General features: G+C 36.2%; 23 protein-coding genes. 6 read left to right on the top strand and 17 right to left on the bottom strand.

Annotated elements, in window-relative coordinates:
- Positions 1 to 137: 137 nt before the first annotated feature.
- From ACRPLY_RS13745 to ACRPLY_RS13730, 4 genes are all read right to left on the bottom strand, one after another.
- Complete coding sequence (locus tag ACRPLY_RS13745; protein ID WP_325076390.1) at positions 138 to 551, bottom strand: DUF4395 domain-containing protein; 414 nt, start codon at positions 549 to 551, stop codon at positions 138 to 140.
- Positions 552 to 863: 312 nt separating this feature from the next.
- Positions 864 to 1,694 carry a YitT family protein gene (locus ACRPLY_RS13740; protein WP_098113166.1) on the bottom strand — a complete coding sequence of 277 codons (831 nt, stop codon included), beginning with the start codon at positions 1,692 to 1,694 and terminating at the stop codon, positions 864 to 866.
- A 199-nt stretch (positions 1,695 to 1,893) separates the two neighbouring features.
- Positions 1,894 to 2,454, bottom strand: a complete 561-nt coding sequence (locus ACRPLY_RS13735) for a hypothetical protein (RefSeq protein WP_028412912.1) — start codon at positions 2,452 to 2,454, stop codon at positions 1,894 to 1,896.
- Positions 2,455 to 2,651: 197 nt separating this feature from the next.
- Positions 2,652 to 3,206, bottom strand: coding sequence for a GNAT family N-acetyltransferase (locus tag ACRPLY_RS13730; RefSeq protein ID WP_325076391.1), 555 nt, complete (start codon positions 3,204 to 3,206; stop codon positions 2,652 to 2,654).
- Between the two features lie 159 nt (positions 3,207 to 3,365).
- Between ACRPLY_RS13730 and ACRPLY_RS13725 the strand changes: the two genes are divergently transcribed.
- Positions 3,366 to 3,509 (top strand): hypothetical protein, encoded by a 144-nt coding sequence (locus tag ACRPLY_RS13725; protein WP_181170502.1) that lies wholly within the window; start codon positions 3,366 to 3,368, stop codon positions 3,507 to 3,509.
- 66 nt (positions 3,510 to 3,575) lie between these two features.
- On the opposite strand, the gene ACRPLY_RS13720 is transcribed toward ACRPLY_RS13725, so the two are convergent.
- The 5 genes from ACRPLY_RS13720 to ACRPLY_RS13700 all read right to left on the bottom strand — a co-directional run bounded on the left by ACRPLY_RS13720 (position 3,576) and on the right by ACRPLY_RS13700 (position 9,545).
- Complete coding sequence (locus ACRPLY_RS13720) at positions 3,576 to 4,400, bottom strand: thermonuclease family protein (protein ID WP_028412910.1); 825 nt, start codon at positions 4,398 to 4,400, stop codon at positions 3,576 to 3,578.
- 400 nt (positions 4,401 to 4,800) lie between these two features.
- Entirely contained in the window at positions 4,801 to 5,460 is a 660-nt protein-coding gene (locus tag ACRPLY_RS13715) for a 2OG-Fe(II) oxygenase (RefSeq protein WP_033579371.1), read from the bottom strand.
- 251 nt (positions 5,461 to 5,711) lie between these two features.
- The gene (locus ACRPLY_RS13710; protein ID WP_034268903.1) at positions 5,712 to 7,214 is read right to left on the bottom strand and encodes a malate:quinone oxidoreductase; all 1,503 of its coding nucleotides are present in this window, start codon (positions 7,212 to 7,214) and stop codon (positions 5,712 to 5,714) included.
- A gap of 120 nt (positions 7,215 to 7,334) precedes the next feature.
- On the bottom strand, positions 7,335 to 8,159 hold the full coding sequence (locus ACRPLY_RS13705) for a pyruvate, water dikinase regulatory protein (protein ID WP_325076392.1): 825 nt from the start codon (positions 8,157 to 8,159) through the stop codon (positions 7,335 to 7,337).
- A gap of 504 nt (positions 8,160 to 8,663) precedes the next feature.
- Positions 8,664 to 9,545, bottom strand: a complete 882-nt coding sequence (locus ACRPLY_RS13700; RefSeq protein ID WP_099331105.1) for an HAD family hydrolase — start codon at positions 9,543 to 9,545, stop codon at positions 8,664 to 8,666.
- A 313-nt stretch (positions 9,546 to 9,858) separates the two neighbouring features.
- Between ACRPLY_RS13700 and ACRPLY_RS13695 the strand changes: the two genes are divergently transcribed.
- The 3 genes from ACRPLY_RS13695 (at position 9,859) to ACRPLY_RS13685 (ending at position 14,753) form a co-directional block, all read left to right on the top strand.
- Entirely contained in the window at positions 9,859 to 11,322 is a 1,464-nt protein-coding gene (locus ACRPLY_RS13695) for a hypothetical protein (protein ID WP_013083667.1), read from the top strand.
- A gap of 969 nt (positions 11,323 to 12,291) precedes the next feature.
- A complete protein-coding gene (locus ACRPLY_RS13690) occupies positions 12,292 to 13,314 on the top strand; it encodes a hypothetical protein (RefSeq protein WP_033579375.1) in 1,023 nt (340 codons plus the stop codon).
- Between the two features lie 842 nt (positions 13,315 to 14,156).
- Positions 14,157 to 14,753, top strand: coding sequence for a mechanosensitive ion channel family protein (locus tag ACRPLY_RS13685; RefSeq protein WP_028412904.1), 597 nt, complete (start codon positions 14,157 to 14,159; stop codon positions 14,751 to 14,753).
- 2 nt (positions 14,754 to 14,755) lie between these two features.
- Here ACRPLY_RS13685 and ACRPLY_RS13680 read toward each other — a convergent pair whose 3' ends face one another.
- The 3 genes from ACRPLY_RS13680 to ACRPLY_RS13670 form a co-directional block, all read right to left on the bottom strand.
- Positions 14,756 to 15,334, bottom strand: coding sequence for an HAD-IA family hydrolase (locus ACRPLY_RS13680; protein ID WP_325077504.1), 579 nt, complete (start codon positions 15,332 to 15,334; stop codon positions 14,756 to 14,758).
- Between the two features lie 127 nt (positions 15,335 to 15,461).
- Positions 15,462 to 16,478 carry a hypothetical protein gene (locus tag ACRPLY_RS13675; protein ID WP_325077505.1) on the bottom strand — a complete coding sequence of 339 codons (1,017 nt, stop codon included), beginning with the start codon at positions 16,476 to 16,478 and terminating at the stop codon, positions 15,462 to 15,464.
- 72 nt (positions 16,479 to 16,550) lie between these two features.
- The gene (locus tag ACRPLY_RS13670) at positions 16,551 to 16,970 is read right to left on the bottom strand and encodes a hypothetical protein (RefSeq protein WP_028412901.1); all 420 of its coding nucleotides are present in this window, start codon (positions 16,968 to 16,970) and stop codon (positions 16,551 to 16,553) included.
- 407 nt (positions 16,971 to 17,377) lie between these two features.
- Between ACRPLY_RS13670 and ACRPLY_RS13665 the strand changes: the two genes are divergently transcribed.
- The gene (locus ACRPLY_RS13665) at positions 17,378 to 17,869 is read left to right on the top strand and encodes a hypothetical protein (protein ID WP_028409022.1); all 492 of its coding nucleotides are present in this window, start codon (positions 17,378 to 17,380) and stop codon (positions 17,867 to 17,869) included.
- Between the two features lie 80 nt (positions 17,870 to 17,949).
- Entirely contained in the window at positions 17,950 to 18,084 is a 135-nt protein-coding gene (locus ACRPLY_RS13660; RefSeq protein ID WP_014459590.1) for a hypothetical protein, read from the top strand.
- Between the two features lie 29 nt (positions 18,085 to 18,113).
- Here ACRPLY_RS13660 and ACRPLY_RS13655 read toward each other — a convergent pair whose 3' ends face one another.
- The 5 genes from ACRPLY_RS13655 to ACRPLY_RS13635 form a co-directional block, all read right to left on the bottom strand.
- Complete coding sequence (locus ACRPLY_RS13655; RefSeq protein ID WP_325077506.1) at positions 18,114 to 18,950, bottom strand: hypothetical protein; 837 nt, start codon at positions 18,948 to 18,950, stop codon at positions 18,114 to 18,116.
- A 118-nt stretch (positions 18,951 to 19,068) separates the two neighbouring features.
- A complete protein-coding gene (locus ACRPLY_RS13650) occupies positions 19,069 to 20,301 on the bottom strand; it encodes an aminopeptidase (protein WP_033579379.1) in 1,233 nt (410 codons plus the stop codon).
- Between the two features lie 143 nt (positions 20,302 to 20,444).
- The gene (locus ACRPLY_RS13645) at positions 20,445 to 21,239 is read right to left on the bottom strand and encodes an IclR family transcriptional regulator (protein WP_034268928.1); all 795 of its coding nucleotides are present in this window, start codon (positions 21,237 to 21,239) and stop codon (positions 20,445 to 20,447) included.
- Positions 21,240 to 21,291: 52 nt separating this feature from the next.
- Positions 21,292 to 22,068, bottom strand: coding sequence for a fumarylacetoacetate hydrolase family protein (locus ACRPLY_RS13640; RefSeq protein WP_325077507.1), 777 nt, complete (start codon positions 22,066 to 22,068; stop codon positions 21,292 to 21,294).
- A gap of 106 nt (positions 22,069 to 22,174) precedes the next feature.
- On the bottom strand, positions 22,175 to 24,352 hold the full coding sequence (locus tag ACRPLY_RS13635) for a malate synthase G (protein WP_325077508.1): 2,178 nt from the start codon (positions 24,350 to 24,352) through the stop codon (positions 22,175 to 22,177).
- Positions 24,353 to 24,465 lie beyond the last annotated feature (113 nt).

The raw sequence follows: 24,465 nt of genomic DNA, 5'->3' as shown, positions 1-24,465 counted from the left end.
GTTTACCTTACTTTGTCAACAAAGGTTTTTAAAGGATACAGGTGCTCTAACATCTGTTTTCATCCGTTATGATGATTAAATTTATTGATAACGTATACAAATGAGCAAAAAAAAACAAAGCCTTCTCGAGGCTTTGTTTATGCAGGGTATTTTTTTCTTTTATATTTCCACATCATATATCGATAACGAATCGTGCAGCCTATACAATACCCCATCAGCGCTACACCTGCAGCAAGAATCACCATTATACTAAATAAATAGCCGACAAGCGTATAACCCATTAAAAAGGAAATGAAAGCAACTCCCACACATATCGTTGCAATCCATTGGTTAAAAAGCTGCTGATCCCGGTCTTCCATTTGATAAGAAGAAATAGGTTTCTTGAGAAGCTTTTTACCTGCCATAATTACAGGATTACGCTTTGTTACAAGTGTGACTACTCCAACGAGAAAAGGCAAAAGTAAAAGCCACTTTGCCGCAAGTAAAGCGAGCAAAACCGTTATAACGATAAAGAGTTGATTAAGCTGAACTAATGGTTTGGGAATGCTCATGGAACTCCTCCTTCTTAAAACCTATTATACAAATTGGTTTACTAATTTAAAAGAAAAAGCACTCCAAATGAGCGATAAGACTCATATAAAAAAGTTACATAATTTCACTAACGTACTTTAAAATCAGTATCGTAAATAAAATCAAGACAACGTATCGTAAAGAACGGATTCGACGTTGAAGAAGACGTTTTACATGCCTTTTATTACGCATATGGGTTCTTCCTTTCGTATATTGAATTGTCTTTAGACACACTTATATCATACTTTTTCGGAAAACACCAACGTCAGAAAAAATTGCCAAGAACCACAGCTTTATGCGCTTAAAAAGCCTTTTCCAATTACGTCTCGTACATCGTGTACAATCACAAATGCTTCATCATCAATTTTTTTAATTAACTTTTTAAGTTTAAGAAGCTCTTGTTTATTAATGACAACGTACAAAATTTCTTTTGATTCTTTTGTATAGTTCCCTCGACCGTTTAGAATCGTTACCCCGCGATCAAGCTGTTCATTGATTTGGTCCGCTACCTCGTTTTTGTTGCTTGAAATAACGGTAACGGCCTTTTTGGCATCAAATCCTTCAATAACGAAGTCAATTACTTTTGTTGTAATGTAAAGCATGACGATCGTAAATAGTAACTTTTCGATTCCAATAATAAAATAAGAAGCCAATACCACTAGTAAATCAACAATTAAAAGTGCATGACTGACTTTCCAGTTTAAAAACTTATTTAGAATTCGAGCAATAATGGCTGACCCTGCTGTTGTTCCACCAACTCGCAAAATCATCCCAATTCCAACGCCTAGCAGTACACCGGCAAAAACCATGCCAATGAGCTCTTCGTGAAGATGAAGACCCCAGCCTTCAGTTACGTGAAGAAAAATAGATGTAGTAATAATCGTAATCATTGTATAGACGATAGTTTTTTTCTCTAAAAATTTATACCCTACGATAAGCAAGATACCGTTTAGAATAAAGTTAGTGACGCCTGTTGAAAGATGCGTTGTATAATATAAAATAATGGATATACCCGTAACGCCGCCTTCACCCAGTCCTATTGGAATGACGAACATGTTAACTGCAAGTGAAAATACAAACGAACCTATTAATAAAAAGATGACATCTTTTACTATTTTACTCATCGATTAAACCCTCCTCGGCATAAAAATTCACATAAAAAAGCCCCTTCTCCAAAAGAGAAGAGACGCTTATGTTTAGTTTTTATATTACGTATTCTTAAATTGCCATGTATGACTATAATATGTTCACATACGTTTGTCAAACGGAAAGTTTATGCATTATGTGTAACCAAGGCTATGAGTCATTTATCTTTTATGTATACTAGGAATGTTTTAATTTATTTAAGCAAAGACGGATGCAGGAATTAGTCGACTCAATTAATTCTTTATCGCCTTTTTTCAATCGAATTTCTAACGCGCGTTGAAAATAGTGATGTGCTCTGGAAACAACCCGCTGATCAAGTAAACATTTTCCATAATGCTGATAGACAAAGTCTTCATATATGTGAAGGTCTTCATCTGCTTTTAATTGTTCGATGAGTAGCTGAAACGTTTCATTCGCCTTATCCCACTGTTCTTGCCAGTGATATGTATGTCCAAGTCGGATTGTATTCAAAAATTCACCTATTGTATCAGCATGTCGGTCATATAGATAAATGGCCAGCTGCAAGTGTCTTTCACTGCTCGTTAATTCTCCAAGTATGCGCTCATATACACCAATATGTCCATATGTTTTAGCAGCGGCACACTCATCCTCTTCTTCAAGAGCTCGTTTCTTTAAATAGATAATTCCCTGCTTCATTTGGTGTGGGTTAACCGGAACTTCTCGAAGCTGTTCATTAAATCGATAACTCATATTAAACGGAAGATCTCTGATGTTCATGCACGCTCCTTTCATGTGGCACATCAGCAAACATACTTTCATGACCGCTTGCTTATGGTCCATTGGATGTAGGATTCTTTCCATTTTGATACGTTTACGCGATTTACAGGAAAGCTCAGCAAAAGTGCTGAGCTGTTGGTTCTTACTATTTTACTTATATATCCATTTTATCACAAAAAATACTACCGTAAAGATGATCAGGCAGTCTTCATATAAAAAAATGGTTTTTTATCAATAAAAATGGTTTTATGCTCTTGAAAGCCTATACGCTGATACAATTTTTTGGCTTCTACGTTATTGTATTCAACGTTTAACGATAAAAACATCTTACGCTTTTTGGCTTCTTGCTTGGCTACATTTAAAAGAGCCGTTCCTATCCCTTTTCCGCGGTAATCTTCGTCTACACATAGAGAATCAATATAATAATCTCCATGTTCAGTTTCTATATCAATTTCCCACGCTGGATTATTAAGTTTCGCACGCACAAAACGCTTAACTGGTTCATAAAGCGTTTGTAACATACTTCCTTCGTAGCAAAGCATAAGTCCAACTACCTTCTCATTGACTTCTGCGACTGTAATATGATGATAGCTATAGCGATTCTTCTCAGACAGAATAAACGCTTTAAGTCTTAAAAGCGCTTCTTCATTCGTTGTAGCCGCCGTGTGAGAGCGCGCAATACTGCCAAGCATGTCATAAAGTAATTCCGTTACAGCAGAAGCATCTTCTTTTCTTGCTTTCCTTATTTTCACGATTTTCAAACTCCCTTTATTCTCTTCGCTTGCGTTATTTGTAGCAAATCTTCTTACCTATCTACTTTAACACGAAAAAGAAAAGAAAGAAAAAATTAGCTCCTAACCTTCCTTTCATTGTATAATTAATGTATATTTTCAAATGAATGGATGATGACTATGAAAAAACCCCGTCAGCAGAAAGATAATACGATGAGCGGGAGAGAACTTATAGCGGAGGTTCTTTTACAAGTGCCTCAGTTGCTCATATGGCCCGTGCGTCTTCTTATACGAATTGGTCGTTCTTTGTTGGACGGTATTTAGCCAATCCTATACACATACTTACGGAACTCACAAAAAAAGAAACTCAGCAGCTACTGAATTTCTTTGTTAGTTTTTTGCTTTTTTGTATCCTGCTTCTTGTGCATCTTTTTCAGTACAGAACCAAATGACGTTGTTCATTGTTTGATTGTAGTGTGCCCCTGTTGGCACGTGATAAATTTTAGAGTTTTGATTTCCTTTTATTTTACCTTCGCAGCTTGTGGCAGATTGAGTATCTTTTTGATTAGAAGAGGACTGATTTTTTACAGCATCCGTATTATATCCTTTTTCTTGGGCATAGTTTTCAATACTCCAGATGCCTTTTTCGCTTTTTCGAGCCTGCTCCTGTATTTTCTTAAATTCGTCTACGTACTTTGTGTTAGGAGGAAATACCGCTACGCGGGCTAGCCCTTTTGCTAGCAGCTCTTCATTGTATAGCTCATTGTCTATCCATATATACGCAAGTAACCGTCCATATTGATCACGTTCTTGCACATCAAATTCAAGAGTGATTTCCTGCCCTTCTAGCCTTTTTTTCGTGTAAGCAGATGCTTCTGGACCAAAGGGCTGTACGCCTAGTTTGGGATGCTTTGTTTCTGGGGTATCGACAAGAAGTAGTCGTACGCGATCCGTCTTTCCGTTCAGCATTTTTACTTTAAGCGTATCGCCATCCACCACTCTTTCTACCGTAGCTGCCTCACCTACTACATCTTCACGACTTGCTTTAGAAGGACTATGGTCTTCTTCTTGATCTGATGAACCTTCTACTTGAACTTCTTGTTTTGTATCCGTAGAAGGTGTGCTTGAATGACTTGCCTGCTCATCACTGCATCCAGTAAGAAGCAGCATAAACATCGCGATCATGATGTAAATAATTGCTTTTATTTCTTTCAAAACCCGGGTCCTCCTTTAACACATTCCCTATCTACTATATAAAAGTAAAATGATTTTATAAATAGTGTAAATCACCTAAAAACAAAAACTCGTGAAAATACCTTTCACGAGTTTTTCGCGCAGCTTGTTTTAAAGTCATTATTTTAAATAGCATTTATTTTATTTTTATTTCACAAACACATTTTTCGTTTTTGTGTATCCAGATTTTTAATCATGAGGATATTTTACACTACAAATACATTTATCGTCTACCGGCTTATAAAAATAAGGAATAGCCGCACAAATAGAATAAGTGTGAATATTTCAATATCATAACTGACTACCATAATGACTATTTTTTTGTAACATAAATAAGAGCCCTTACTAACAATAGCTAATAGGGCTCTTCAAACCTTTGTTTTTACGATCGAATTTTTTGTTTGCGCATCCACTGGGTAGCGACCCACTTTTCTCCTTTTATAACAGGAGCTCCCCCGTGGAGAGTACGGTCATTAAGTTCAGCATCACTATAAAAATATTCAAAGTACACGGCCATTCCCTTTGTCGGAGATACGGAAAGACCCAGCTTAGGAAAATAAGTTTCTCCTCCTTCTTCCACATCATTTAAGTACATAACCAATGTACTAATACGGTTATTTTTAGATGCTTTACTTGCAGAAGTGAAATAGTCGTGATGCGCTTTGTATTCTTGATCAGGCAAGTATTTTAAAACTTGAAGGCCTTCAGCATATTCAATAGACGGTCCCATTATCTTAGAAAGTCTCTTTTCAATTTGATGTACAAGCTCGTTTTCACTTTCTTCAAAAAACATGCCGCTGCTCGTTCGAATACTGTTTACTTCACGTTCAGCTCCAATTTTTGATCGCTGCATTTTATCTTTGGATAGCTGTATAAGTTCGTCACATTCTTCGGTACTTAGGACATTTCCTAAAACTAGAACAAGAGGCTCTTCAAATCGAGCAACAATATTAATCTCTCTGTCTTCTAATTTAATTTTATTCCCTGAATGGCTAAAAATCGTTTGTTCTTTCGTTAGTAAAGATGTATTAGTTGTAATCATCTTTTATCGGCTCCTCAAAATAGCTATTTTCCAATTCTTCACTCCATTATATGTAAACGCTTACTAATAAGAATTATATCATGCATACGAAGTAAATTCTGCTAGCAAAGGAAATAAATAAAAAGAAGCCCGCAATATAACGGAGCTTCTTCATTTTTTCTTATAGATTTCACTTATATTTTAAACACTTTATAAAGTAGCCTAAAAAAATTCTTTTAATCTAAAGCATACGTGCCAAAGGCCGCCTAAAATCAGCGGTACGCAAGTTCTTTTTTACTTAAATTCAGCGTTTGTGCTGTAGAAGCATGAATTTCGTTAAAAAGCGCTGGATTTTTTACCAGTGACAAGCCGTAAGAAGGAATCATTTCTTTTATTTTTGGTTCCCAGTTCTTCATATGCTGCGGGAAACATTTTTCTAGCACTTCAAGCATAACATGAACGGCAGTCGAAGCACCTGGCGAAGCCCCGAGCAATGCAGCAACGGAACCATCCGCTGAACTCACAACTTCTGTACCAAATTGAAGAGTTCCTTTACCTCCGGCTTCCGTATCTTTGATTACCTGTACACGCTGACCCGCTACGACGATATCCCAGTCTTCGCTTTTTGCGTTTGGAATAAATTCGCGAAGTTCTTCCATACGCTTTTCATTTGACAATAGCACCTGTTGAATCAAGTATTTCGTTAAGCCCATCTCTTTGACGCCTGCTGCTAACATCGTTAAGATATTATTCGGTTTTACAGAATTGATTAAATCCAAATTTGAACCCGTTTTTAAGAACTTTGGTGAAAATCCGGCAAAAGGTCCAAACAGCAGTGTTTTGTTGCGGTCGATATAGCGTGTATCAAGATGTGGAACCGACATCGGCGGAGCGCCAACCTTTGCTTTTCCGTACACTTTCCCGTGATGCTGCGCTACAACTTCGGGATTATTGCATACCATAAATAATCCGCTTACCGGGAACCCTCCAATATGTTTGGACTCAGGAATACCCGTTTTTTGGAGTAAAGACAGACTTCCGCCTCCTCCTCCGATAAAAACAAAGTTCGCCGTGTGATATTCCTGTTTGCCGCTATGAATATCATGTACTTTTACTTCCCACGAGCCGTCTGCGGTACGTGTCAGATTTTCAACGCTGTGGTTATAGTTTATTTCTACGCTTTTACTTTTTAAATGTGTAAACAACATACGAGTTAAAGCTCCAAAGTTCACGTCCGTTCCTGAGTCAATTTTGGTTGCCGCAATTGCTTCAGTCGATGTACGGCCTTTCATAACAAGCGGCATCCATTCTTTTAACTTTTCAGGACGATCCGAATACTCCATCCCTTGAAACAACGGATTATTTGATAGCGCTTCAAAACGTTTTTTCAAAAAGGATACGTTCTTTTCTCCTTGTACGAAACTCATATGAGGGATTGGCATAATAAACTCTTGCGGAGGATGAATTAAATTACTGCTTACAAGATACGACCAAAATTGCCTTGAAAGCTGAAACTGTTCATTAATTCGCACTGCTTTCGTAATATCTATAGATCCGTCAGCTTGTTCAGATGTATAGTTCAACTCGCACAGGGCAGCATGCCCAGTCCCTGCATTATTCCATTCATTGGAGCTTTCTTCTCCTGCATCTGCGAGTTTCTCAAATACTTTGATTTCCCATTCCGGCACTAACTCTTTTAGTAAAGATCCCAGCGTTGCGCTCATCACTCCGGCCCCAATTAAGATAACGTCTGTTTTTTTATATACATTGCTCATCACAATCTTCCTTATCTTTTATATTTTAAAAAAGCACCTTTTAGCAACACGCCTGTTCTACTTGACTCTCTATAAATTAAGTATGTCTGACAAGTTGTCTGTCTTACATAATGGGAGTTTTTATACATACCCTTTCATCTTGTCCTTTTTTAACATGCTCAATATCACTTCAGCGGTTTCTTCAACTGCTTTACCTGAGACATTAACAATAGGACAACCAATGCGCTTCATAATTTTCTCAGCATAGTCCAGCTCTTCAAGGATTCGATCTACATTGGCATAATTGGCTTGAGACGCTAAACCTAAATTTTTTAATCGTTCTTTTCGGATTTCATTGAGCTTATCCGGTGTAATAACTAAACCAATACATTTATTTTTTGGAATAGTAAAAAGTTCATCAGGAGGCGTCACTTCTGGAACTAACGGTATATTCGCTACTTTAAGACTTTTATGAGCTAAATACATAGAAAGTGGCGTCTTAGATGTTCTCGAAACACCAATCAACACTAGATCAGCTTGCTTGATGCCTCTGAAGTCTTGTCCATCATCATATTTAACAGCGAATTCAACTGCTTCTACTCTTCGAAAATAGTTATCGTCTAATTTTCTTGTTAATCTCGGTTGAAGATTAGGTTCTTTATTAAAGGTTTGGCTAAAGGCACTCATAAGAGGGGTCATCAAATCAACAGCTACAATTCCTTCTTCTTGTGCCGTTTGGTCAAGATACTGTTTTAAAGGTGGGATGACGATAGTATACGCAATGATGGCTTCGTTACACCTTGCTTCGGCAATGATATTATCAATATTTTCCTCATTTTCTACGTAAGAAGTATTTTGAATTTCAATATCTTCTCCACTAAATTGAGTTAAAACTGCTTTTACCATCAGCTCAGCCGTTTCACCTACTGAGTCGGAAACTATATAGACAATTTTTCTTTTATTCACATTAAATCTTCCTATTCTTTGATTTTGATAGTTTAATAACGCTAATATTTTTATTTAGCAGCTTACAAGATACACAATTTAATAGTAATGAATAGATAAACATGCTGGTCACTGTGATTATAAACACTTTAACAAAACAATTAAATTAAGAATTTATGTCATACTAATTATGAAATAAAGATAAATATGTTATACTATTTTCATTAAATGTTATATTAGCATTAAATATACGGAGATACAATCCCTTTTCTGCGCATTTTATAAAAAGTTTGAAGAAAGAAAAAGTTTAGATTTTAAAATGTTTTATGCTTTGGCATGGTGGTACTCATCAGGGCTGAGAGGTGTTTTGCAGGGATAGGTACGAGGATAGTTATATAATTATGTTGTTTATAAATAAAAATAATGAACGGTTTACTTTTCACCTTATGTATACTAAAAACATCGCCTAAAAGACGATGTTTTGAAGAGCTGGTTATAATGCATTGTCGTGAAATAGATTCATTTTTATAAAACGGGATTACTTCTAGTAGATTTTTGTAATAAAAATTTAGAAAGATAATGAGATACGCCGTTTTCGTCACAGTTAAATTCCGTTATGTCATCGACAATTTCTTTAATATGATCCGGCGCGTTTTTCATCGCTACAGCGTAGCTGGCAAACTGAAACATTGGTAAATCATTGTTGCTGTCGCCAATTGCTAGAATGTCTTGCTCGGGCAAATTAAAATGTTTTAGCATTTGCTGAATTCCCGTTGCTTTATTTACGTTTGCCACCATCACTTCGACATTGTGTTTAGATGAAGTAGAAGTTGTAAAGTCTGTTTCTTGCTTGAGTTTTTCAAGCTCTTCTTTCCATTTATCGATATGCTCGTGCGTTCTTGCAAAGAAATAGAACTTTGAAAATTCACTTCCTTCTACGGAATCTTTCCAGTCAATTTCTTCTTTAATTGCTTGTTTACGAGAAAGCCATTCGTTAATTTCCACACTGTCTGGCTTTGGCTCTTTAATTTCATTTTCAACATACGGCTGATCTTGTTTTAACGTCACGCGAGGTGTGCCATACGGGAAAAGCTCGTAGTATACCTTGTTCGCTCTTGCTTTTTCAATAATAGTTTCCACCAATTGAAGTGAAAGCGAATGCTGAAAGACTGATTCTTTTCCTACGTATCCTGCCATACCATTTGATGTGATAAATCCATCTACTTGAAAGCCTTCAGGAACTAACTCTTCTATTTCATCAAACGCTCTTCCCGTAGCAATAAAAACAAAAATTCCCTGTTTTCGTAATTCGTCAATGGTTTCTTTTGTTTGAATACTTACTTTGTTGGAGCGATTTAATATCGTACCGTCCATATCTAAAAAAATTGCTTTAGGTTTTAACAACATATTTATTCCCCCTATTTGTAAAAAGAGTGTACTTGGCAAGTATAAACTTTTCCATTTTCAAACTCAATGAATGTACTTTGCTTTTCTCTTTTATAAAGCTACTATAATACTCTCCTTACATCTAAAATTGTACAAGCGCTATAAAGAAAGAATTTTATATTTGCAATAAGCCTTTATATACTAATAGCTGGTTAGGCTAATTTGATATAAAACAGCATTCACAAAAACGAATTTTCCTTTTAGCCTTTAGAGTATCGTTCAAAAAAGATATAATAAGAGTGTTACAGATTAAATACATACAGAGGAGGTCAACATGAACGAACCATCCAATTTTTCTCCTTACCTTATTAAACAAATCAGCGATGCGATCGATGACAATATCAAAGCAAAGTGCATAGACTTTTTATATGATTCTCATTCGTTTTTTTCGAATGAAAAAGATTTTATAGAAGACTACATTTTAAATATATTGCAAGATACGTTTGTTTTAGAGAATAAATTAATAAATCCTAAGGAAATACGAAACCCAGCCTACAAAAGAAGACAATCAAATAAGAAAAACTGGCTGCAAACATTAAAAAAAGATATTAAAGCAGAAAAGCCTAATCCTATTTTTGAAGACATTGAATTAGCCAAAAAAGTGATGGATAAAAAAGTGGATACCGAACACTTAAAAAAGCTGTTTGGCGTGGAAAAACCTGAAGATATTTTAAAGATAAAGTTAAAAGAAGTAGAGGCATGGGCTAAAAGTAAAAAAACAAATATTACCGATTTTCCTTATCTAGATTCAAAGATGAATTATCAAATAGAGAAAGCATTTCACACAGACTTTACTTTTTTAATTGCTGAAATCATACTGGAAAAATACAATGGAAATTTGAGTAACTGGATTGATAAAAGATTAAATTCGTGGGTAGAGGCCCCTATCTTCTCAAATGAAAGTCATTCTCTTAAAACCAATATGGAAGTTAAAACAAACTCCCAAGAAGTCGTTTTATATAATGACTATAAAGTTGATGAAGAATATTTCATTCGCACCATTATCCCTGTGAATGATAATCAAACGGTTCTTTCCAAACGAAATATGGTTTTAGACCCAAAAGATTCCCAAATTATCCAGTTTGCTCTTTCACAGCGCGACGAGATGTTTTATAAAGAAAAAACGGTGACTCTTGATTTAGCGGATATCGTGAAAGAAATTTATAATTCAAAAGGTGTAAAAAACTATGAAGCCGTTGAAGCCCGCATTATGAAAATTGCCAGATATCACGTAGAAGGTGTAGCAAAGAAGAAAAATTCCAGAGATACAAAATTTGCGATCAACTTCTTTCAAAAGGCTGTTATTGAAACCGATGAAGTAACGGGCAGACGATATGCAACGATTGTATTTAGCGATGATACGCATCAAGGCTTTTTAAATCAGCAGTTTGTACAAATTTACAGTGATGTTATTAAAAAGTTTAAAGATAACTCGCTGTCTTCTTTACTGCTTTATGCATTTCAAAAAGAGCGTTTAGACTGTTATTTACAAGAAAAGTCTTACACTCATTTTTACCCGTATCAATATTTTGCTTCAAAAGTTCGTTTTCGTTCAAAGAAAATTGATGTAAACCTAAAATTAATTAATGAATCTCTAGCAGAATTTGTTAGCAATCAAGTACTGATCCAAAGTTATCAGCAAAAACTTCAAGGATTTGAAATCTCTTTTATTCCTCTTCAAAATTATGAAATTCAAGATTATTTTGGAGGAGAACATAGAGAAACATTGGAAGGGTAAATCATTCCCTTCCTTTTTTATTTGACATTTTGCCATTTTCGTCTTTTTGATACAAAATCTCCCTCTATTTTCATTTCATAGTTTGGAAGTTTTGTCATTTTTAACGTACTACACAAAAGCTTTTGCCGTTTTTGACGTACTCCTCCGCTACTTTTGCCGTTTTCTGCGTACTAATTACTGTCTTTTGCTGTTTTTGACGTACTAATTACTGTCTTTTGCTGTTTTTGACGTACTAAATTCATTTTATTTACTCGTCATCACTTATTAAGTGTTAATTATTCTCTTTTTTTCGTAAAACAATCCTACCTTTTGCCATTTTTGACGTACTCCTTCACTACTTTTGCCGTTTTCTGCGTACTAAACATTGCTTTTCCCTTTGTTATGTCCTTTTCAAACCCTATTTTTTATTTTTTTCGCAGCATATATAAAGCTTTTGCCATTTTTGACGTACCAAACGATAACTTTTGCTGTTTTTAGCGTACTACCAGGTCGTTTTTGACGTTTTTCACGTACTAAAAATAGCTTTTGCCATTTTTGACGTACTATTGAAATTCATTGTGTTATTTACAGCGATCAGAGAAGTGATTTTTTTCCCTTTTTTTAGGTGAATCGAGATCACTTTTGCTGTTTTTGGCGTACCACTCTTCACTTTTGCTATTTTCGGCGTACTATATTGAGCCTTTTGCCGTTTTTTACGTACTAAAACGCATAAAGTTTTTTTTGATTTTTACTGATCGTAACAAACACTGTTCTACCGGCGCTTGCTTGCTTTTGCCGTTTTTGTCGTACTAAAAAACCTATACGCTGAACCCCTTGATATGACAGCATTCTTTGAACCTTTTGCCGTTTTTAGCGTACTACTCGTTCGTTTGCGATTCTGTTTCTTATTGATATAATTTTCACAAGGTATTCTTTGTTATTTTACCCTAATAAATTATTGTTGATATGAAATAGATTGGAGGGATTCTCATGATAAAAAAAGAATTTGCGAAAATTGGAAAACAAATTATTCGCCAATTGTCTAGCACCGTAGAAAAATATAAAGATATTGAAGATCACATGGACCTAGACGCTCATGGGAACCCTACAATCAAAACAGTGGCAGAACATCACCGTTTATCTAAATCTCAAATTTCACAATTAATTTTTTATCACTTCCTTCACGTTGATGAAAGAGGTATTATTTGTGATGTTTCTGAAAAAGAGATTGCAGCCGCTTTGAATTGTACAGTTCGAACAGTTCGCAACAACAATGTAGTATTAGCAGAAACAGAATTAATTTCCTACTCTCGCAGCGGCAAAGGAATCAATATTTGTATTGTTCCCTACCCTCAATATTTTGAAGAACACGGCTTTGGGTTTATGGAATTAGAATATACTCGCTTTGAAGAACTTATTCTAATTGAAAACGTAAATGCCCTTCGCTTAGAGCTGCGCAAAGAATTGGTTTATGACAACGATACGATTAAGCGTCAGTTTAATCCTGGAGAAAACACTTCAAAAATTAGCTTTAATGACTATAAAATTTTTACGCCGAAATATACTCACTACAAGGGTATGATGCAAAAAATAGCTGAAACGCAGGCGAGCGCATTTAAAACCGTTGTCCAAGGATCTACTATTTTCTTTGTTTTAAAAGACGGAGCTAAAAATGGCAAGATGTCAAAACAAGAAAAGAGAGATCAATACGATGCGGCGATTCGACGTACTATTGAAGAGACTTTTGTAAAATTATCTGGACACAGCACAGATTCTACAGGAATTGTTATGTCTTCATTCCAAAACGAAGACATCGCTGATTTGGTTCAGCTTTCTTTTGAATATGGTATTGAACGAGTGAAGTCTGCCCTTTATACATTGATTGAACAGGCCTTCTTCAGCCATGATGCTCAAGTCGTTGAAAATTACGGTGGGAAAATCCGTACGCTCATTCGAAAAGAGCTTTCAAAAAATCTTCAAGATCAAGTCCCTGCCGAACTTACAGCTTCATAAGGGGCTTCTTTGGCATGCCTTTTTTTTATTTTCTATCCCTTCTCCTCTCTTTTTGATACAAATAGTACAAACAAACACCCATTTTTTCAGCTCTCAAATTTCATTATCCTATCTATATAAACGTAATGAGTTTAAATAAATGATATTTCTTGTGTATAACTATGGAATATTACTAAAAAACACCTTCATACTTATCCACAAAAGAAAGAAAACATATTCAATGACTGTTATATCATCCTCTTTATTAATAAAAACATCCCTTTTATTTTTTTATTAACGATAATTTCCAGGTTATTTACTCTTTAACATAACTACTTTTATCCACAGTGGAAATAATTCATACTTTTAACAGCAATCTTCATACTATTGATTTTAAAATCCATCTATTGTAGAAGAAAAAACATAGTAAATAAAATAGATTCCATATCTACTACGATAAAAAACATCCTTTAGCCAAAGGATGCTGTTCACAAAAAAGGGCTATTTTCCACACAGTTATTTATTGAAAAGCTATTTTCTTTCTAAACCTTGATATCATTGGGTTTTTAGAGGATTTTTCTTTCTTTAATATCTATATATAATGTTTGCTAATAAGATCTATACTAATCTCTGCTATAAGATTTTATTTAATATTTGTATAAAGAAATGTTTTAAAAATATCTATACCTGAGGATTTTCACTTTTTCTAAATTAAGGAGTTTTCATTACATATACCAAATACAAATAAATTAAAATAAAACAATAGTTCAAACGCCTCTTAATAAATTCTAGTAGTATATTTTTTAAAATAAATTATACTATTCAGTAGAGAAAATTTTATAAAGCAAGAAAGGGACTTAGTCATGAAATACATACAGTGGGTACAGCAAACTTTATTTAATACCGGTAGGTGGATTGACATTAGTGAAGTAATCATAAAGATTATCCTCATTTTTATCATTGCTCAAATTGTCATCCGGTTTGCTCGCAGTGTCATTAATAAAATCTTTGATTTCAGATTTAAAACTAAACTGCTGAGGTACAACGAACGAAAAGAAATAACGCTGAAAAAACTTTGTCTGAGCATTGTCATGTACGTTGTGTATTTTATTGCACTTATTACGTCTTTAGAGGCAATCGGAATTAATATGAAAGCACTTTTAGCTGGTATTAGCGTAGCAGGGTTTATTACAGGCTTAGGTGCACAGAATTTGATTAAAGATATTTTAAATGGGTTTTTTATTCTATTTGAAGATCAATTCTCAGTAGGAGATCACGTATCTATAAATGATACGAAAGGAACTGTTGAAGAAATTGGATTGCGCACGACAAAAATTCGCGGAGTCGACGGAGAGTTTTATTTTTTTGCTAATAGTAACATTACAAAAGTAGCGAACTACACGCTCGGTGAAATCCCCGAAATACATACACCTGAACAAATAAAAACTCGTGAAGAATAGCTTCACGAGTTTTTATTTACGACCGTTGTAAAGAATTGATCATATGATGTAAGGTGATAATCTGCTTCAATATCGTTATTTTGAAATGCACATGTTTTAATTCCCAGTTCACGGGCAGGTTTTAAGTCGAGTTCGCGATCCCCAATTACTAAATCGAGCTGATACTTATCGTGAAGATAGGCATAAGCTCCGCTATCAGGCTTTCGTTTGTAGCCATCATCCTTTGTAATAATCTCCGTGAAGTAGTGCTCCATATTAAAAAATGCCAGGATATCAAGCGTAGATTGTCTAGACTTGTGCGTAACAATTACATTTGTATCCGCAAAGCTCAGTACGTCTTCTACGTGAGAAAAAGCAGACTTATCTTTAGGATTGATTTTTTGTTCGAGCACATGGAAGTGTTTATCAAACAAAGACTTTTCAATATCAAAATGCTTGATTGCTACGTCAGAAGATATTTTCATTTGTTTTAAAATATCATCTTCTGAAATCGTTTGATCTGTTAGTAATTCTTTGAATGCTTTCACGATAGTCGGATAGGTATCAAAGATGGTTCCATCAAAGTCCCATAAAATATTCATTTTCGCTGTCTCTCCTTTTTAAAAACGTAACGATTATACCAAATTTTTCACTGCTTGTCAGTGAATCATTTTGTCGTCGTTGCATTTAAAGTAAAAAAACTCGTATAAAACGAGTTTTTTTACTTTATTAGCTGCTGCTGCACCCGCTCCCGCAGCTAGAGCTTGAACAGCTTGAGCTGCTGCAGTTTGAACTCGAACAGCTGCTGCCGCTGTCATGATGGTGATGACCTCCATCGTTGTGGTGATGGTGGCGGTTATCTTCCCAGGGGCTTGAACAGCTATACCCACTGTAAGAGGCTGTCTCTCCCGCATACATCGTCTTTTTATATAGCAACAGTTCATTCATATGGCTTGAAAAGTTGGTGGCTTTGTAGAGAGAATAAAAAACAAAGCCTTGAAGAAGAAGTTCGTTTGATACATTTCCTTTTTTAGCCGCTTTTTTAAAATAAGTTGATCCGCCCGTTTTTTTTCTTTTTCGTGCAGCAGTGACTTCTTCTTTTAATGTTTGAATCAAATGCCTCTGTTGTGTTTCCCATTTGCCGTTTCTTAAAAAATAGCGATCTAGTAATTCATCTTCTGATAACCTTTGAAAATCTTGAAGCGTACTTTTATCAAGCGGATGCTGAAAAAACTTCCCCCAAAGCAGTCGGCTGTTACCCGTTATGTCAAACAAATGAGCATACATCCAATCGAAGAACGCTCGCTTATCCGGCTGTGGGGATGGAGCTGTTTCTACATTTGGCTGGTGATGCAAAAAGCGGTTGAAAAAACGGTCTGTAAAACGTTCATAATCTACTGTAAACATAATCATTTCATGCCATACTTCATCCACTTTTGCACTAAACATCGGTACGTCTTTGATGACTGCATTTAATAAAAAGTAGCGCTTCATCTCAAAAAACGTCCATTCCACTTCATCGTCTTTTGTATTTTTTCCTTTCATGCGCTGTTTCACTTGCTGAACATAGGCTGCCGGTAAAGAATCTTCTAGTGAATGAACAATATCTTCAAACCCTTGATTTTTATGTATTCCGAGATCATCTGGAAGCTCCTCTTTATACAAGCGAAATCTTCTCGACTTTACAATCCCTTTAATAATCAAAGCTAAAAGAATTACCGCTCCTACTATAATGGCTGCTATCATCTTCTTCCCCCTGTATCGTATCTATATATTCAATATTTTACCACATTCGTAAAACACAAAAAAAGAGCTCAATTAACTTGAGCTCTCGTCATCATCGGGTATCTCGTCTACCTTTTCTACTTTGACTAGACCTTTCGTGCTATATTCAAGATCAAAGTATGCTTTGACAATATCCCCTTTTTTCAAATTGCTTGGAATCGGTTCATTTAAATTTTTATCGGAAAATTTAATGCCTGTTCCTTCTTTTGTTGTTCCGCTGTATGTACCATTTTCGATTTTTTCAATAGTAATATAATACACTCGATATTTGTGCGCTTCCTCGTCGCCTTTCGCTTTTTCTTTAACGGTTTCTTGTTCAGGAAGCTTACTCAGTGTTTCTTGGGCCTGTCCAGAAGTCGGCTCTGCTGATCGATTTATGAATTGCATCACAACTAACACTAAACATATAACTACTAAAACTAATAATAATATCTTTTTTGCTGATAAAGACAATGAACTGTGCCTCCTTACACCTTTATGTATATCATGCTGCACACAAGAGATTATACACGATAAAGGATTAGAAATTGGGATAAATTCTATAAAAATAGTAAAAATATGAGAAAGTACCTAGAATTTTTTACGCTTTTCTGCACTTTTTTGAGATAGAAAAGAAATTTGGTACCTTATCCTTAAATTGTAACTGATTCACTTCATTTTCGGAAAGAGTTTTGCCCATTTTGTCGTAAAAAAGTCATAATAAGAAGGAATATCACACCATATTGTCGAACGTATGTATATACTTATAATGAACTGCCGAACTGCTTTTCTCTATCCTCATTGTTGAGGCAATATGGCAACTGAAACAGCTTGCTGTTAAATTCAGATTACACATCTATACTCAGGAGGTGGAATGCAAAATGATGTTTGCACTTATTGTTGTGGTTGGTATCGTAGCACTTGGCGTAGCTAGCTTCTACGTCATTAAGCGACCTCAAGGCGCTGTTGATCCTGAGGATCGCAAACCGCTTGTTTCTGTAAACGGGCATGTTAAATTTGCAGAAGGAATTAATCAAATTTCCATATCTAAAATTGACATGTACGATCAGCGTCTTGTTATCAATCAAGTAGCTATTATTCCATTTAACCGTATTCAACGAGCAGAATTTTCAAAGGTTGTCAAAAATGAAAAAGGCCTTCACGGAGCTCCTGTTCAACGCTATTTCGGTGAGTTAACCATTCATTTCACAGACAAGAACGGGCAAGAAACCTACATTCGCTGTGAAACACCGAAAAAAAATCAATTTCACCTCATCTACCAGTACGATTTAATGAAAAGACAATTAAATAAGCGTCTTGGTCTTGAAGATCAGCAGCCTTACCTTACTCTTCAAGAACCATACGAACTATAAGAGAAAACCTCCCTTTTTCACATATTATTTCACTTCCCTGTACATACTAGAAGCGAAACTGAAAATGGGAGGTCATTCCAATGGATTTCGTCCGTTTTTTGCAATATTTTTGTTCAATCGCCGGCGCTCTATGCTTGGGGTTTACCTACTATCACATGTTCAAGCGTGACGCTCCGGTAAAAAAAGAAGAATCACAGCAAGGTGGAACTGAGTGAAGTTCGCCTGCCGTGATTCTTCTTTTTATTTATATATTATTTATTTTTAGCCCAACAATAATTTTTGGTAAGTAAATTTTTAATAATATTCCGTAGCATACAAATAGAATTGTAGGAATAATAATGAATTTTGAAAAAAGTAAAAATGCAGTAATAGACAAAGTTATAAAAATAATAAGAAAAATAACTAAGTGTTTCATGCTAGACACCTTTTGGTTATTAATAATATCAGCGATACCAACTAATATCATTAAGAAACATATGTAATCTATTACACCTTGTATCAAATAATATTGTTTGACAACAGATTCAACAGTTGACATAGCAGACGTGAGATATAATAGCATAAATGAAACCACTACAGTTAATAAAGTCAACAAGAAAGGTATAAGCACAGGTGAAAGCATTGTTCTAAATAAGTGACCAAATGACCGAGATATACTTCTTTCATTTAAATAAGAGAAAGCATTAGGTTGGTTATATTTAAGGTTAGTTCTCTCTGTACTCAATTTTTCGACGAATTCCTCGACTTTTTTCTTTTCTATTCCAGTACTGAAGCTTCCAACCTCCTTACTTAGATCATAAGATAAATACGGATAAGCAGCCTTTAAATTCTCTTCTAATTGAGTAAACTCTACTTCATTTATTAAGAATCTATTTAGTGCATACTCCAATTCTAATAAAATTGTTAATACCTCACTGTACTTTTCTCTTTTATAGTTTTCACTATTTAGTAATTGAGTTCTGAACTCTTTGTACAACCATGTTCCAATTAATGCTATTAATAAATAAGTAATCAATTGCACATAATTTTTGCCAAATAATTGGTCTACGCTATTTAAAACAATTTTTACTAATTCATTCATTTAACGTATTACTCTCCTCTTTACATTAAAAAAACTTATAGCCACTTCTATAAATCGAGAAGTGGCTATAAGTTTATTACCTTGATTATTGTAGAGACTTCATAGATTAAACTGTTTATTAAAACGCCCAGTTCCCTTTTCTAAACACAGGCTCGCTTGTACCGTCAGCTTTGATGCCGTCGATGTCCATTTCAGCTGAGCCAATCATGAAGTCAACGTGGGTGATGCTGTCGTTTGCTCCGTTTTGTGATAGCTCTTCTTTAGACATCGTTTTTCCACCTTCTAAACAGAAGGAATACGAGCTGCCGATGGCTAAGTGGTTGGATGCATTTTCGTCAAACAGCGTGTTGTAGAAAATGATGTTTGACTGAGAAATTGGCGATTGATGCGGTACTAAGGCTACTTCTCCTAAGTATTTGGCACCTTCATCTGTTTCAATTAAGTGCTTTAACGTTTCTTCGCCTTCTTCTGCTTTTACATCAACAATTTTTCCGTTTTCAAATGTTAGCGTGAAGTTTTCAATTAAGTTTCCTGCGTAGCTAAGCGGTTTTGTGCTTGTTACTTGACCATTTACGCCGTCTTTTTTTGGAAGTGTAAATACTTCTTCTGTTGGCATATTGGCCATGAACGAGTTGCCGTCTTCATTAACACTGCCTGCGCCCACCCAAATATGTTTGTCAGGAAGTTCAATTGTTAAATCTGTTCCTGGCGCTTTATAGTGAAGCTTAGAAAATCTCTTTTCATTTAAAATGTCTACTTTTGTATGTAATGAAGCATTATGCTCTTCCCATGCGGCCACTGGATCTTCTTGGTCTACGCGCACAGATTTAAAAATAGCTTCCCATAGTTTTTCTTGCTGCTGTTCTTCTGGAACGTCAGGAAATACTTTAGCTGCCCAGTCTTTCGAAGGAACAGCTACGATGGACCAGCTGATTTTATCAGATTGGATCGCTTCACGGAATTTTTTCATTGCTTTTCCGCTTACTTTTTGGAACGCAGCAATACGTTTGCCGTCTACTCCTTTTAGTAAGTCAGGACCGCTTGAAATTACAGATAAAACAGCGCCTCCGTTTTTCACAAGCTCTTCTCTTGCCTGAGCTTTCCAAGCAGGAAATTCATTAAATACAGATTCATCCGCTTTTTCATATTTCAAACGAACTAAATGATCGTCATGCCAGTCTACATCAACAGACTTTGCTCCGGCTTCATACGCTTTTTTCGCAATTTCACGAACAAAATCAGCGGAAGAAATATCAGCATTAATGTTTAATACTTGCCCTTTTTGAATGTTTACACCGACTTTTACAGCTAGCTCGGCGTACTTTTCAATATTGCGCTCAAACTGTTCCATAATTTATCTCCTTTACGTATATATTCTAACAACTTTATTGTATCATGAATAAAACATCAATTAAAAATCCTAGCCTATAGTTTACATAATATAATTACGTTATTTTACAGATTATTATATAGAAAAAGTTTGTTCTCTAAGAATCAGAACAAACTTTTGTCTTTCACAGATTCCGTTTTGTAGCCGAGCCGCTCCGAAATGTTCTTGCCTATATCAACCATGCGTTCTTGAAGGTACGTTAATCGCTCATTGGTCATACGCATCGTAGCACCGGAAATGCTGACTGCAGCAACGACTTGACCAAGGTGATCAAAAATAGGGGCTGCGATGCAAGTAATTCCGTATTCATTTTCTTCTAAATCCAGCGCATATCCCTTTTGCTTCACTTCTGAAAGTTCCCGGAGAAAGCTTTCTTCATCTGTAATGGTGTGATCGGTATGAGCTGGTAAGCCTTTTCTTTCAAGAATGCTTGTTACCGTGTTAAGCGGTAAAAAAGCTAGGATAGCTTTACCGACAGACGTACAGTGCATAGGCGCTCTTTTCCCCACTTTTGAGTGCATGCGCAGCGTCTGATTTCCTTCTAGCTTTTCAATATACACTACTTCACCTTGATCGTAGACAACAAGATGAATAACTTCATTTGTCTCACTTTCAAGTTCTTGCAAAAACGGCTTTGCTTCCGTTCGTAGATCAATAGAATCTAAAAGCTTTGAACTTACTTCTAAAAACTTATACCCAAGCTTGTACCGCCCGCTTTCTTGATCTTGTTCAATATAGCCATACTGAGCAAGAGTAGTTAGAATACGGTATACGGAGCTTTTATTAATGTCCATTTGCTTTGCAATTTCTGTGACCCCTACCCCTTCTCTTTCCATGCTGACAATTGTGACAATGTCCAATGCCCGGCTTACAGACTTAACCATATTTTCTCGCTCCATTTTTCCTCTCTCCTCTATGTGTCATTTTACTGCCGGGCATTTTTTATCACTTTTATACGTTTACACGTTCTTTCTCTGCAACAAACGGATTTTGGAGAGTTCCAATTTCTCGGATGGTGCATGCAATAACATCGTTTGCGCTCACCAGCTCCGCGCCGACCGGACTTCCTGTTAAAACCACATCTCCCGGCTTAAGGGTCATAACAGTAGATAGGTAAGCAATCATTTCTCCAACCGAAATAATCATTAAATCTGTCGAGCTGTTTTGTTTTTCAACGCCATTTAAAAACGCTTTTACATGAATGGACTTAAGATCAAGCTCTGTTTCGATTACGGGGCCAAGAGGCGTAAATGAATCAAAGGATTTTCCAATGGTCCAGTGCCCGTCTTTATGAAAATAATCCGGAGCCGTTACATCGTTTCCAATTGTATACCCAAATATATAGTCCTGTACGTCTTCTACTGCGATGTTCTTCGCTTCTTTTCCAATAACAACTGCAAGCTCAGATTCAAACTTAACGTGCTTAATGGCAGTTGGAATGACAATGTCTTCGTTTGGACCAATCACAGAGGATGTGGGCTTAAAAAAGAAGACAGGAATAGAAGGCATTTCTTTTGGCAGCTCCGACTTTGCAGCTGCATAATTTGCGCCTATTCCAATAATTTGATTCGGCTCTAAAGGAGCCAAAAGCTTTACTTCATTTACTAAAAAAGTCTGCCCTGTATAGTCCCACTTCTCAAATATATTTCCTTCAATAACGCTGATCGTATCCTCTTTTAGTACACCTGTATGACGACTATCTTGTATAGCAAACCTTACAAATTTCATGACATAACTCCTTTTCCCATTTGCTTTGTTTTAATAAGGATCCTAGGTAGTCAGGTTCTTAAGATGTAAGTACAGCCTGCCATCTCTATGCTGACAGGCCGTTTTTTTACTGTTTTATAGCTGCTTTTGCCTTTGCTTCGATACGACGGCGGTGTAAAATGGGCTCCGTATAGCCGTTTGGCTGATCATAGCCTTGAAATACTAAATCGCAGGCTGCCTGAAAAGCAATGGATGCGCTGTAGTTCGATGACATTGGCTGATACAGAGGATCATTTTCATTTTGTTGATCCACTACTTTTGCCATTCGCTTTAGCGTTTCCGTTACTTGTTCTTTTGTACAAATCCCATGATGAAGCCAGTTGGCTACGTGCTGACTGGAAATACGAAGCGTTGCCCGGTCTTCCATTAGCCCTACATTATTAATATCCGGTACTTTTGAGCACCCTACTCCTTGGTCGACCCATCTTACTACATAGCCGAGTATTCCTTGAGCGTTGTTGTCTAGCTCCTGCTGGATTTCATCTTTGCTCCAATTTGGTTTTTCGGCCACAGGAATTTGCAAAATGTCATCTTGTAAATCAGTGGACTTAGTAAGCAATTCGTTTTGAACATCTCTTACATCAATTTGATGATAGTGAAGAGCATGAAGCGTTGCTGCGGTTGGTGAAGGCACCCATGCCGTATTCGCTCCTGCTTTTAAATGCCCCACTTTTTGTTTCAGCATTTCGGCCATCATATCCGGCATTGCCCACATTCCTTTTCCGATTTGAGCGCGGCCTTGGAACCCGCTTGCTAACCCTACATTTACATTAGACTGCTCGTAGCCTTGAAGCCATTTAGACGCCTTCATATCATTTTTACGAATAACAGCGCCTGCTTCCATAGAAGTGTGAATTTCGTCACCTGTTCGATCCAAGAATCCAGTATTAATAAACGCCACTCGGTCTTTTACTTCTTTGATGCACGCTTTTAAATTAAGCGTTGTGCGGCGCTCTTCGTCCATTACGCCAATTTTAATCGTATGACGCTCAAGCCCTAGCATATCTTCAATTGAATTAAATAACGTGTTGGCAAAAGCCACTTCTTTGGAGCCGTGCATTTTCGGTTTAACGATATAGATAGAGCTCTTTTTAGAATTTTGATACGTACCGTTTTTAAGCAAGGTGTGTTTGGCAATTAAACTAGTAATCACGCTATCTAAAATACCTTCATAGATTTCGTTGCCATTTCGATCTAAAACAGCGCTGTTTGTCATTAAATGCCCAACGTTTCGAACAAACATAAGCGAACGGCCAGACAGTGAAATCTTTTCCTTGTGGGGAGAAATATAGGTACGGTCTGGATTTAAACGCCTTGTCATGTTTTGACTTCCTTTTTTAAAAGTAGACGTCAAATCACCTTTCATTAATCCCAGCCAGTTGCGGTAAACGTCTACTTTGTCTTCTGCGTCTACTGCCGCTACTGAATCTTCACAGTCCATAATCGTCGTAAGAGCTGCTTCCATTAAAATATCTTTTACACCCGCATCGTCTGTTTTACCAATCGAATCCGTACGATCAATTTGAACTTCAAAATACAGGCCGTTGTTTTTGAATAAAAGAGCATCAGGGCTTTCTTCTTCTCCTTGATACCCTACAAATTTATCTTCTTCCTGTAACTCTGTTAAACTGCCATCGTTTAATTGAGCAACAAGCTTTCCATTTTCAAGACTGTACTGAACCACTTCTGCATGAGAAGACTGAACGAGCGGAATAACTTCATCAAGAAAATTCTTTGCAAACGCAATAACTTTTTCTCCTCGAATTGGATTATAAGAACTCGTGCGCGAAGCTCCATTTTCTTCACTGATTGCATCAGTGCCGTAAAGTGCATCATAGAGACTACCCCAGCGTGCATTAGCAGCGTTAATAGCATACCGAGCGTTATTCACTGGTACCACAAGCTGTGGTCCCGCTTGATAGGCAATTTCGCTGTCTACTCCTTCTGTACCAATAAGAAAATCTTCTGCCTTGTCTTCTAAATAGCCAATTCTCGTTAAAAACGATTTGTATTCGTTAAAGTCACCGTCAGGATTTTCTTGATGCCATGCATTAATTTGAGCTTGAAGCTGATCACGCTTTTCTAACAAACGTTTATTTACGGGTGTTAACTCAGTTACTAACGCTTCAAAATCAGACCAAAAATTTTCTGTACTTAGGCCGCTGCCCGGGAGAGCTTCCTCATTAATAAATTGATAGAGAACTGGAGCTACTTTCAGATTTCCAACTTGTTTGTAGTTTGTCACCGTCTGTTTCCTCCTCTTACTTCTTTACATTTTTAAATTTGGACGCGCTTTCAATTCTTTTTGCCAAAATGGTTAAGACGAACATATGCGGTACTGTTTCTTATTACAAAACA

The organism is Priestia sp. TGN 0903, assembly GCF_050846855.1.
Classification (GTDB): domain Bacteria; phylum Bacillota; class Bacilli; order Bacillales; family Bacillaceae_H; genus Priestia; species Priestia zanthoxyli.
The sequence above is the reverse complement of the archived record's forward strand: the minus strand, read 5'-3'. Positions and strand labels throughout refer to the sequence as shown.